Genomic DNA, 11,273 nt, shown 5'->3' with positions numbered 1-11,273 from the left:
TCCAGCCCGGCGCCGGCATGAACATCGACCCGGCCACGCTCGATGCGGAGGCGGTCAAGGGATATGCCGCCAAATCCCATGACATGTCGGTGGTGGGATTCCTGATGGACGTGATCCCGACCTCGGTGGTGGGGGCGTTTGTCGACGGCAACATCCTGCAGGTACTGTTCTTTGCGATCCCTTTCGGTATCGCCATGACCATGATGGGCGACAGGGCCGCGCCCGTATTGAATGTGCTGAACGCTACGGCGGAGGCCTTCTTCAAGCTGGTGGCGATCTTCATGCGGGCGGCCCCCATCGGCGCCTTCGGGGCCTTCGCCTTTACGGTCGGCAAGTACGGGATCGCCTCGATCGTCAGCCTGGCCGCACTGGTGGGGACCTTCTACGCCACCTCCCTCCTGTTCGTGCTGGTGGTGCTGGGCGCCATTGCGGCCCTCAACGGTTTTTCAATCCTGAAACTGCTGCGCTACCTCAAGGAAGAGCTGTTGCTGGTGCTGGGCACCAGTTCATCGGAATCAGCGCTTCCGTCGTTGCTGGAAAAGATGGAGCGGGCCGGGGCGGAGAAGTCGGTGGTCGGGCTGGTGGTGCCCACCGGTTACAGTTTCAATCTGGACGGCACCAACATCTACATGACGCTCGCGGCGATGTTCATCGCCCAGGCGCTGGGCATCGAACTTTCGCTGGAACAGCAACTGCTGCTGCTGGCGGTGGCGATGCTGAGCTCCAAGGGCGCGGCGGGTGTCACGGGCGCCGGGTTCATCACCCTGGCGGCGACCCTGCAGGTGGTGCCCACGGTGCCGTTGGCCGGCATGGCGCTGATCCTGGGGGTCGACCGGTTCATGAGCGAGTGCCGGGCGGTCACCAACTTCATCGGCAATGCCGTGGCGACGTTGGTGGTGGCCCGCTGGGAGGGGCAGCTGGATCGCGAGAAACTGGCGGCGGCGCTGGACGGCCATTCCGGGCCACTGGCGGCGCAGCCTGTGGAGACGGACGCCGACTGAGGCCCTTAGCCCACCCGGCGCAGCGTCTGCGGCTGCGTCATGACGCAACGCTTGATCGCCGCCATCAGATCGGCCACCAGGATCGGCTTTGAGACAAAGTCATTGAAGCCGAGGGCCAGGTACTCGGCTGGGCGGCGCGAATAGACGTCTGCGGTGAGGGCGACGACTGGGATGTCCCACTGGAGGCCGCCCGAGGCCCGCAGGAACCGCACGACGTCGATGCCCGTCATAACCGGCATGTGAATGTCGATCAGCATGATGTCGAAGGCTTCGGTCGACAGGCGTTCCAGAGCTTCCTCGCCCGAGTTCGCCATGACCCCCAGGTGGCCGAAAGCGCCCACGATCTCTTGCACCACGCGCAGGTTCATGTGGTCGTCATCGACATGCAGAACCTTCAGTGGCCTGCCATCAGCGTCCGGACGATCTGTCACGGTCTGGCTCCGGTGCGGTGCGCGGGGAATGCGGCCGACTGACTTCGTTGGTAAGAGATGGCAACTTAAGGCCAAGCTGACAGGAATGTTTAATCAGCGTTAGCCGCCAGGGGGCTTCAGCTGGCCAGCCTCATCATCAGCTTTACAAGCTCAGCTTGCCGCGAGACGCCGGTTTTGTCGAAGATGCGAGCCAGTTGGAAACGCACGGTGTTGATGCTGATGCCGAACCGTTCGGCGGCTTCCGGCAGGCTCAGGCCCTCAAACACGGCGGCGGCCAGCTTCACCTCGGCGGCGGTGAGGCCGAAGAGGTCCTTGAGTTCGTGTGTGGGCGTGGAGACATCGGACTCCAGATCCGTGACCGACACCAGGACAGGGGCCATGGCGCGGAAGATTGGGCCGTCTTCCAGGGGCAACGGTGTTGTGCGCACCGCCAAAGGTATCCGCGCACCTTCGCGCGGCACGCTGAGCGTCGCTCCAAGTCGGGCGCCGTCGCGCCGCGCGGCCTGGCCGATCATGGCCTCAAATCTCCGCGCTGAGTCCGAATGGCGCGGTTTCAGTCGACCTCGTAACACCATCAGACCGCGATCTCGTTCGAGCAGTTTTTCGCCCACACGATTGGCGTAGGTGAGCGCGCAGTCGGCCTCCACCAGGAACAGGGCGTGCGGCGAGTACTGCAGAGCTTCCGTCAGGGTGTGAATAACGCCGAGAGGTTGGGCGATCTGGCGGCTGACTTCGTAGGCGCGCACAAGATGCGGTTGCAGGCGGGCTGCGAAATCCAGGTCTGACTGATCGAACGCCTCGCCGGTGCGGCGACCGATATTGATGGTGCTGGCCACAGTGCCGGACAGACCTAGCCTGATGAAGAGCGAGCGGTCGACGTCCTGTGGACGCATGAAATCGTTGTAGTACTCAGACCTCGCATAGTCTTCGCGCGAGAGGCAATCTTCATCAGTGGCGACTGGCTTCACGGGCGCGCGAAGATCGGCAGGACTGACCGAGCTCTTGAAAACATTGACTGATCCGAAATGCCTGGCATAGGCATCCACCCAGGCCGGATCGGAGCGCATCAGGATGGCGTCGACGCCTGAACCGTCGCTCATGTCGATCCGCGTCAGGCAGCCGCGAAGGCCGCCGACGGCGTCGGACAGCCGTTCCATGACCTCGACCCATTTGGCGGGATCATAGGCCGCCGCGTAGATCTGCTGGATCAGATCCGCTTCCGGATCGGAGATCGCGTTCATTCCCGCCCTCGCTTCCTCATGAGGAAGCGACCCTCGTTCGCCCGTCAAGATGTCAGGTCATCGAAGGGGCGGCATCATCCATTTGGATGACAAGACTTCGCCTCAGGGGCGAGCCCGCTTCGCCTGGGACGCATCATCCGATCGGGTGATGCGTAGATCGGGGCGCTCGGGGATGCTCAGGGCCTGTTCAACATGTTCGATGGGATCGGGCCATGGCCTTCACTTTCAAGTCTTTACTCTCCGGGGGATTAGCCGCTGCGGCTATCTTCACGGCCATGCCGTCAACAGCGGCTACCGTGATCGACGCGACACGAATAACCTTCACCAGCGCGGTACCCGACTGGATGCAGATCGCTGAAGTGGTGGCGATCGAGCTCGGTACCCTCGAAAATGTGGCCGCTGCGTCAAATGGCGGGAGCGCTATCGCGACAAGCTCAGGCTTCGGTACCGGCCCCGGCGGAGCCATCGACGGTGATCTGAGTCAGGCCTTCGGACCAAACATCTGGCATTCAGGCAGCAGCGCGGCTGACCAGATGCTTGAGATCACGCTTGGTCGCACATCGTCCCTCGCAAGTCTTACTCTCTATGCCAGAACCAGCTGTTGCGTTTCTCGAAATTTTTACAACTACACAATCTACAACGCCGCTAATCAGACGCTGGCCAGCGGCTTGTTCGATGCGCGATCGGGAAATGGCATTGCGTCCATATCATTTGGTGATCCAAGCTCAGGAGCCGTGCCCGAACCCGCCACCTGGGCAATGATGATCCTCGGCTTCGGCGCTGCCGGTTCGGCCATCCGCTCTCGCCGCCGCGCTCTGGCCTGACGTGGCGGCGGCGGTCTAGCCTCAGGCTTCGAGGAGGACCGCCCGCCCATGATCAAGCTCACGTTCTGCCTGGTGCGATTGCCGCACCTGAGCCGCGAGGCGTTTCAGGCCTACTGGTTCGATACGCATGGGCCTCTGGTGGCCAGCGTCGCCGATGAGCTGAAAATCCGGCGCTATGTGCAGCTGCACAGCCTGCCGGCCGAGGCCAGTGCAGGCCTGCGCGCCAGCCGGTCGGCGCCGGAAGACTATGACGGTGTCGCTGAACTCTGGTTCGACAGCCTTGAAGTCCTGGCCGAAAACGGCCGACGCCCGGAAGCCCGAGCGGCGGCCGCTTTGCTGCTCGAGGACGAGCGGCGGTTCATCGACCTGCCGAAGTCGCCGTTGTGGTGGGGGCAGGAGCGGGTGGTGGTCGGGACCGATCAGCAGGCATAGCGGCGTTCGACCGTGACGCGGCGGCCGGAGTAGCGGTCGTAGACCCGCTCGGTTGTGATGCATACGGCCGGGGCGCGGCGGTAGCTGTCGTTGTAGCCATAGCCACGGCCATAGTCGTCGCCGCCATAGCTGTCGTCGCGCGGGTCGTAGTCGTAGCCGTTGCTGTAGGGGTAGCTGCGGGTGGAATAGCCGCTGCTGTAGGTGGGGCGTCCATTGCTCCTGCTGGACAGCGCGGCGCCCAGCGCCAGGCCCGCAATTCCGGCGGCTACCGCTATGGCGGCCTTGTCGGAGTCCTTGCGGTGATGACGATAGCCGTGGTCCCGGTAGCGGTCAGCCGATGCGGGGGTCGCGGCGGCGAGTATCGGGCCGGCCAGCATTGCGGCGGCGAGGGCGGTGGTCAGAAACTTGCGCATGGGGCCTCCTGGGTCCGAGGCTTCAGGTAACGACTGCCTGCGTGAACCCTGGCTGAACGGGTGTGTCAGGCAAACCCCGGCGGGCGTTTCGCGTCTAGGGTCCGTCCTCAATACCGCTCATCCCGGCGAATGCCGGGACCCAGATGGAATGGCGTCGGGGCGGGCTCCATGTTCGCGCAGCGATTCCAGTCAGCCTCCCAGCCTTGAGATCTGGTTCCCGGCATTCGCCGGGATGAGCGGATGTTGTTGAAAATGTTGACTGTAAATTGAAGGCAGACCCTAGGGTCCCTGCAGCTCCAGCCCGGCCAGATCCCCTGTCGCGCGCCACTCCGCGAGCAAGGCGTTGAACTTGTTTATACCCGGCGTGTAGGTCTGGCCGTTCAGGCCTCCCGAGCGCTCGCCGCCCTCGTTGTTGTAGTAGCCGGGCGTGCAGGCGTTCTGGAAGTCGCGGTTGAGGATCGCGACCGAGCGGATCGTCTCAACCCAGGCTTCCTCGGCCTCCGCGGTCGGCTCAACCGTGACGGCCCCGCGTTTCCGCGCCTCGGCGATGATGTAGGCGATGTGCCTCGCCTGATCGTCGAACATGGCGGTCATATTTACGCTCAGTCCGTTCTGCCCGACGCCGATGTAGAACCAGTTGGGGAAGTTGCGGCTGGAGTGGCCGTGCAGCGTGCGGAAGCCGTCCTTGTAGTAGTCGTAGAGCGACAGCCCGTCCCGCCCGTTGATCTCGAACCCGATCCGCCGCCTGAACGCCGTGGAGATCTCGAAGCCCGATGCGTAGATGATGCAATCGACGGGATACTCGACGCCATTGGCCACCACGCCGGTCCGGGTGATGCGCCCGACGCCCTTGGCGGCGCTCACATCCACAAGGGTGACGTTCGGCCGGTTGAAGGTGGGCAGGAACTCGTCGTTGAAGGTGGGGCGCTTGCAGAACTGGCGATACCAGGGCTTCAGGGCCTCTGCGGCGGCCGGATCGGTCACCGTCTCGTCTACCCGGGCGCGAATCCGGTTCATTTTCATGAAATCGCCCAGTTCGGCCTGTCGCGCGGCCTCCTGGGGCGACAGCTTTTCACCCCGCGCGATCGCGGCCCGAATGCCAGCGGCCAGGCTGCGGAAGATGTCGGTCCATCCGTCGTTGACCAGGTCTTCCGTGAATGGCTTGCCCTCGACGATGTCGGCGAAGTTGCGTCGCCGCGCCGCCTGCCAACCCGGCTCAAGGGACCTGGACCAGGCTTCGTCGGTCGGCTTGTTACCCCGAAGGTCCACTGAGGAGGGGGTGCGCTGGAAGACGTAGAGTTGCCGGGCGTGCCGGCCGACAAAAGGCACACACTGGATCGCCGTGGCGCCGGTGCCGATCACGGCAACGCGCTTGTCGGCCAGTTTCGTCAGCCCGCCGGTGGTGTCGCCGCCCGTGTAGTCGTAGTCCCAGCGGCTCGTGTGAAAGCTGTGACCCTCGAAGTCCTCGAGCCCGGGGATGCCCGGCAGCTTGGCCCGGCTTGCCGTCCCCAGCGCCATGATGACGAACCGCGCCTTCATGTCGTCGCCGCGATTGGTGCGGATGCGCCAGCGCTTGAGACCCTCATCCCAGGCGAGCGCGCTCACGCGGGTCTGGAAACAGGCGACGTCGTAGAGGCCGTAGGCTCGCCCGATCCGCTGGGAGTGTTCGAAGATCTCGCCGACGTAGGCGTATTTCTCCTTCGGGATGTATCCCAGCTCCTCCAGCAGCGGCAGGTAGCAATAGCTCTCGATGTCGCACTGAGCGCCCGGATATCGGTTCCAGTACCAGGTGCCCCCGAAGTCTGCCCCAGCCTCGATAATGCGGAAGTCATCGATTCCCTGTTCCCGCAGCCGCGCCGCGGCCAGAAGGCCCGAGAACCCGCCCCCGATGATCGCCACCTCGACCTCGTCGGTCAGTGGCGCGCGGCTGAAGCCGGGGTCGGCGTAGGGATCGTCCTCCGCGTACCGCGCAAAGCGGCCGGACAGTTCCACATACTGCGCCTCGCCGTCGGCCCTGAGCCGCTTCTCCCGCTCCTGCCGATACTTTTCGCGCAGCGCGTCCGGGTCGAATCCGGGGTTGTTCACGGGGCTTTCGTCCATCCTAGTACCCGGCTGTCCGGCCGCTGGGTGCGCCATCCACGATCTGATCCAGGTATTCGCTCAGGCCGTAGCCCACCAGGTCGCCGCAACGGTACTCGGTCATGCCTTCGGTGATCCGGGTCTGCAGTTCCTGGCCGTCCGGCGTCTTGCGCCGGTTTCGGAGCGGGATCAGGGAAACGACCTTGCCGGTCACCTCATAGCTCTTGCCGGCCACGGTCTTCACCTTGGCCCGCAACGCCGTCTGGTAGTCATTGGCGTCCCAATCGGTGTCGATCACGCATTCCTCGATCAGGTCGTAGATACCGTCACGGAACACCATGCCGCCTTGCCTGGCCCCGCCCTTGCCGTCTCCGATCACCGACAGCATCATCCCGAAGTCCCGGCCGAAATTCATCGGACACCAGCGGTACCAGTCGATCGCCTGCCAGTGCCGTGGTCCCCAGGACTTGTCCCGCAACCCATATCCGGAGATCTCGAACCGCTCGTCGCCTACGGTCACGACGCCTTTCGCCGCGCAGTGCTGTTCGTAGTGAGCCTTGGCGAAGGACTTTTCCGGGTCGATGTCCAGGGGCGACCCGTCGGCCTTGACCGTTTCTCCGCCGTACATCGGCGATACGCCTTCGTAGTCCAGCTCGACCGTGCACGGCACGCTGGGATTTTCGCGATAGGCCTTCTTCGGGTCCGCCATTTCATGCGGCCGCGCCAGCAGAAGCGCCTTGCCCGAGAAACTCACCTTCAGGCGTTTGAAGGGCTCGACCACCTCGATCTTCAGGCCACCCGCCGCCATTTCGCGGTTGCCCTCGATGGCCGGCCGCCCGAACGTGAACGCCACCCGGCCATCGGGCAGGTAGAGGCAGACGCTGATCTCGGCATAGTTCTCATTCGGCCGATTGCCGATCCGGAACCAACCGCCGGTCTTCTTCACCGGGTCAAAGACGTTGAAGTACATGCTTTCATTGTAGTTTTTGGCTTCTCCCGGATCGTGCGGATACTCGTCCTCGGGCGCGAGCCTCGTCTTGAAGCCTTCAGCCATTTTCGCCATGCGCGTTCCTCCGCCAGCCGTTGTGGCGGAACGATGGGCTCGTGACGCCGCGGAATGCCAAGCCTGCAAGATGCCGAAAAACGAAAGTTGGACGCTCCGCCGCCGGGATGACCTCTTTTCTCTAGCGCCGCGCGGCCGCTGATTTCGCGCGGATCGGCTTGAACTCCGAGCTTGGGTTCCAGTCAGGCCAGCGGGTTGAGTTGGCCAGGGCGCGGCCGGCCTCGAAGGCGAGGTTCACGTCGTCGGCTGCGCCCTGATAGTTCTGGGTGGGCTCCCAACGGTCGCAGGTCTGGTGGTAACACCGGGCGGTGTAGTCCTCGACCCAGCGGTCGCCGGCCGCGCGACCGCCGTTGACCAGATCCGCGCCGCCGCCCAAGCCCATGAACAGCATCACCGGCACGCCCCGCTTGGCCAGGGAAAAATGGTCGGCCCGGTAGAACAGGGCGCGTTCGGGCTTCGGATCCGGCGTGATGGTGCGGCCATAGCGCGCGGCGATGACGGCGACCTCTGGTTCAAGTTCGTTCTGCCCGGCGCCCACCAGCACCAGATCGCGGGAAGGTCCGGACGTTTGCAGGACATCGAAGGTGTAGTTGGCTACCATTTTCGCCAGGGCTGGCTCGTTGCGCTGGGCATAGAACTCGCTGCCCAGCAGGCCGCGCTCCTCGGCGGTCCAGGCGGCGAACAGGATGGTGCGGTCGGGGCGGGGGCCGGCGGCAAAGGCCCGGGCCGTCTCGATCACCCCGGCCACGCCCACCGCGTCGTCGACAGCGCCGGGCCGGATGACGGCGCCGTTCGCATCTGGCGCGCCTACGCCAAACCCGTCCCAGTGAGCGGCATAGAGGATGGTCTCGTCAGGTCGCCGTGCGCCGGGCAGGGCGGCCACGACATTGCGGCTCTCCAGCGTGGTGAACTCATTGCGGTAGTCTGCTGAAAAGCTGGCCTCCTTGAGCTCGACAGGTCGGAACGCAGCCGAGCGTGCGTGCGCTTTCTCGGCCTCGAAGTCCAGCCCGGCCTTGCGGAACAGTTCGACGGCCTGGTCTCGCTGGATCCAGCCCTGGAGTTTCAACTTCTCGGCAGCGGGATTGGTTCTGACGACGTCATAGGTCTCGTTGTTGCCCGCGATGACGGTGCTCCAGCCGTAGGCGGCGCCGGCCGTCTCGTGGACGATCAGCATCCCCAGCGCGCCGCGGCGCACGGCCTCCTCGTACTTGTAGACCCAGCGGCCATAGAAGGTGGCGGCGCGGCCGCCGAACTTGCCGGCGACGGGTTCATCTGCGGCAGCCTCGAAGTCAGGGTCGTTGATCAGGACCAGCAGCATCTTGCCGCGGACATCGACGCCCTTGAAGTCGTCCCAGTTGCGCTCAGGCGCGCTGACGCCATAGCCCACGAAGACCAGTGGCGCGGCCTTGATGACCACCTGGTCGACCGGTTGCTGCGTTTCGATCCGAAGGTCGGTCTGTTCCCTGAGCGGCGTGATCTGGCCGCGGACCGAGATCGCGTAGTCGCCGCCAGGCTTTGTCTGATAGCGCCTGAGCGGGACGGACTGCGTCCAACTGCCATTGTCGCCAGCGGGCTTCAGGCCGAGCGCCTTGAACTGACCCACGATGAAGTCGATGGTCTTCTGCTCGCCCGGGCCGCCCGGCGCGCGCCCGGCATAGGGGTCCGACGCCAGTTCGCGGGTGATGTCGGACAACCGCTGGGCGGATATGGCCGACGCTGACTGAGCCAGCGCTGTTCCTGCAAACAAAGCGGACATGAGTGCGATCAGGACTGGTCGATGATATGTCATATCGTTCCTATAAGGCCGTCGACCGTGCTTTAATATCTTGTGTGTCAGGCTGAAACTGCCATCGATCCGCCATCTGGCGCGTTCAGCTTGGCGATAAGATCATACGGGCGTGCGTCCGTGCCGGGGTATCGATGGAAACGATCAACAGAGCAAACAAGATGGCTGGAAAACCCGGCTACTACGATGTCTACGAAGGTTATCAGGAAGACGCGGCTGGCCCTGCGAAGCTGGTGTCGCTGGCGCGTGCGGCCCGTAAACGCGCGCGCGCGGCAATGGCCGCCGAGGCTCTGACAATGGGCGCCATCGGCCTGACCGTGGGCGTCGCCGTTGGGGCGGCTCTGGCGCTTAGGCTCGGCTCGCGTCGCCGTTAGAACCGGGCGCACAGACCGAACACAGGGCGGGTTTTGCGAACGTGCTCGCCCGCCTGCCGGGCGGCATTGGCGGTTCCTCCAAAAGCGCGCGTGCGATTGACCCCGATGTAGGGCGGGAACTCCGGGGTCACGGCATAGCGCAGCCTGAGACCGGCCTCGATGTCCGGTAGGCCTGTTCCTGCCGGATCAGCGGCCCGGGGACCGTGGCGTTGACGCCAATGGCATGAGCAGCGCGGCCGCCGATTGTCAGAGGAGCGTGGCCGATGGTCAGGGCGACAACTTCGCCGGTCAGGGCCTGGGGGTCATGAGGCCGGGTGTCTGGCTGCGGGCCCAGGCCGGTGGGAGAGACGCCGCAAAGGCATCGCCGCCGAGGGATGCAGACCCCTGCAGCAGGTTGCGGCGGCCCAACGAGGTGGTTTTTGGCAGGGACACCTCGGACCTAGGGGCTAAAGACAGTCGGTGACGGTGACAGAGCCGACAAGAGCGGTTCGGGAGTTTGGTTATGGGGCGCTTGTCCACGCAAATCCACAAATGGCTGGCGCTGGTTGTCGGCCTTCAGGTGCTGGGCTGGGTGGTCGGCGGACTGGTGATGACGGCCATCCCCATCGAGCGGGTGCGTGGCGAACACCATGTCGCGCAGTTTCAGCCGGCGGCCCTGCCGATGTCCGGGCTCGTGAGCTATCAGGATGTCGCCCGGGGCCTGGGTATCGAACCGGTCGAGGCGACGGTTAGGTCCACCCTGCGCGGCCCGCAATGGCGACTGAAGGATGCCGGCGGCGCGGTCCATGTGGTTGACGCCATAACCGGCCGGCACGTGGCGCCGCTTGCAAAATCGGAGGCGCGGCTGCTGGCCGGCGTTCAGTACCAGGGCCGCGGACAGCCGGCTGAGCCGCAGTGGTTCGCCGTGGCGCCGCAGGAGGCGGGCCTGCCTGGACCGCTCTGGCGTGTGGACTTTGATGATGCCGAGAAGACCAGTTTCTACCTGTCGTCCGAGACCGGCGAGGTGGTGAGCCGACGATCCGACGTCTGGCGCTTCTACGATTTCTTCTGGCGCATCCATATTCTGGACTTCAAGACCGGCGACAACTTCAACAACCCGGTGGTCATATCCGCTGCGGCCCTTACCCTGCCCGTGGTGATCACCGGGCTGATCCTGCTTTGGATCCGGTTGGGTCGTGACCTGAAAACCGCCCTCGCGCGTCGACAACCCCGTTAGGGCGTCGGGCGGGGCAACGCTATGGTGAGGCTTCATCGCTGAGTCGGATTTCCAGTTTCACCCATGGCCCTTGAAGACTCAGCAATCGAGACGACCCCGGCGCCGGCGCGATCCCAGGTGGATGAGCGTCGGTTCCTGGACGGGCCGGTCGCGCCCACGCTGATCCGGTTCGGCATGCCCTTGCTGGCTACCAACACCCTGATGTCGCTCTCGGGAAGCTGGGGGGCGGTTTGGGTCAGCCATGTGCTGGGGCCGGATGCGCTGACCGCCGTGGTCAACGCCAATCTCTTCATGTGGATGCTGACCGGTAGCGTCATGGGCGTAGGCTCGGCGGCGGGGATCGCCATCGGCCAGGCGCTGGGCCACGGCGACCGCAGCGTGGTCAAGAAGCTGACAGGTAACGCCATCACCTT

At 64.6% G+C, this 11,273-nt stretch carries 12 protein-coding genes and 1 pseudogene; 6 read left to right on the top strand and 7 right to left on the bottom strand.

Features of this window, described 5'->3' with window-relative positions:
* On the top strand, window positions 1–1,001 hold a 1,001-nt coding region (dctA, locus tag ACIQ42_RS09535), incomplete at its 5' end, for a C4-dicarboxylate transporter DctA (protein WP_397421966.1).
* Between the two features lie 5 nt (window positions 1,002–1,006).
* On the opposite strand, the gene ACIQ42_RS09530 is transcribed toward dctA, so the two are convergent.
* Window positions 1,007–1,432 carry a response regulator gene (locus ACIQ42_RS09530; RefSeq protein ID WP_397421965.1) on the bottom strand — a complete coding sequence of 142 codons (426 nt, stop codon included), beginning with the start codon at window positions 1,430–1,432 and terminating at the stop codon, window positions 1,007–1,009.
* Between the two features lie 116 nt (window positions 1,433–1,548).
* Window positions 1,549–2,673: a helix-turn-helix transcriptional regulator gene (locus ACIQ42_RS09525; protein WP_397421964.1), complete on the bottom strand. Its 1,125-nt coding sequence runs from the start codon at window positions 2,671–2,673 to the stop codon at window positions 1,549–1,551.
* Between the two features lie 212 nt (window positions 2,674–2,885).
* Here ACIQ42_RS09525 and ACIQ42_RS09520 point away from each other — a divergent pair, with 212 nt between their 5' ends.
* Together ACIQ42_RS09520 and ACIQ42_RS09515 are read left to right on the top strand one after the other, a co-directional pair.
* Window positions 2,886–3,497: a PEPxxWA-CTERM sorting domain-containing protein gene (locus ACIQ42_RS09520; RefSeq protein WP_397421963.1), complete on the top strand. Its 612-nt coding sequence runs from the start codon at window positions 2,886–2,888 to the stop codon at window positions 3,495–3,497.
* Window positions 3,498–3,545: 48 nt separating this feature from the next.
* Window positions 3,546–3,929, top strand: coding sequence for an EthD domain-containing protein (locus ACIQ42_RS09515; RefSeq protein ID WP_397421962.1), 384 nt, complete (start codon window positions 3,546–3,548; stop codon window positions 3,927–3,929).
* Here the strand turns inward: ACIQ42_RS09515 and ACIQ42_RS09510 are convergent.
* The 4 genes from ACIQ42_RS09510 to ACIQ42_RS09495 form a co-directional block, all read right to left on the bottom strand.
* Window positions 3,917–4,342 (bottom strand): hypothetical protein, encoded by a 426-nt coding sequence (locus ACIQ42_RS09510; RefSeq protein ID WP_397421961.1) that lies wholly within the window; start codon window positions 4,340–4,342, stop codon window positions 3,917–3,919. The genes ACIQ42_RS09515 and ACIQ42_RS09510 overlap by 13 nt on opposite strands.
* A 279-nt stretch (window positions 4,343–4,621) precedes the next feature.
* Window positions 4,622–6,442, bottom strand: coding sequence for a flavin-containing monooxygenase (locus ACIQ42_RS09505; protein WP_397421960.1), 1,821 nt, complete (start codon window positions 6,440–6,442; stop codon window positions 4,622–4,624).
* Window position 6,443: 1 nt separating this feature from the next.
* The gene (locus ACIQ42_RS09500; RefSeq protein WP_397421959.1) at window positions 6,444–7,484 is read right to left on the bottom strand and encodes a hypothetical protein; all 1,041 of its coding nucleotides are present in this window, start codon (window positions 7,482–7,484) and stop codon (window positions 6,444–6,446) included.
* Between the two features lie 121 nt (window positions 7,485–7,605).
* Window positions 7,606–9,240 carry a M28 family peptidase gene (locus tag ACIQ42_RS09495; RefSeq protein WP_397421958.1) on the bottom strand — a complete coding sequence of 545 codons (1,635 nt, stop codon included), beginning with the start codon at window positions 9,238–9,240 and terminating at the stop codon, window positions 7,606–7,608.
* Window positions 9,241–9,431: 191 nt separating this feature from the next.
* Between ACIQ42_RS09495 and ACIQ42_RS09490 the strand changes: the two genes are divergently transcribed.
* A complete protein-coding gene (locus tag ACIQ42_RS09490; protein ID WP_397421957.1) occupies window positions 9,432–9,644 on the top strand; it encodes a hypothetical protein in 213 nt (70 codons plus the stop codon).
* Here the strand turns inward: ACIQ42_RS09490 and ACIQ42_RS09485 are convergent.
* Window positions 9,641–9,817 (bottom strand): annotated as a pseudogene (locus tag ACIQ42_RS09485) (copper resistance protein B); the annotation flags it as partial. The gene ACIQ42_RS09490 and the pseudogene ACIQ42_RS09485 sit on opposite strands and share 4 nt — an antisense overlap.
* A 329-nt stretch (window positions 9,818–10,146) precedes the next feature.
* Here ACIQ42_RS09485 and ACIQ42_RS09480 point away from each other — a divergent pair.
* Both ACIQ42_RS09480 and ACIQ42_RS09475 read left to right on the top strand, forming a co-directional pair.
* Window positions 10,147–10,860: a PepSY domain-containing protein gene (locus tag ACIQ42_RS09480; protein WP_397421956.1), complete on the top strand. Its 714-nt coding sequence runs from the start codon at window positions 10,147–10,149 to the stop codon at window positions 10,858–10,860.
* Between the two features lie 63 nt (window positions 10,861–10,923).
* A partial coding sequence (locus tag ACIQ42_RS09475; protein ID WP_397421955.1) for an MATE family efflux transporter occupies window positions 10,924–11,273 on the top strand: 350 nt, incomplete at its 3' end.

The organism is Phenylobacterium sp. (genome assembly GCF_044372605.1).
Classification (GTDB): Bacteria; Pseudomonadota; Alphaproteobacteria; order Caulobacterales; family Caulobacteraceae; genus Phenylobacterium.
This window is presented reverse-complemented; position numbering and strand designations above follow the sequence as displayed.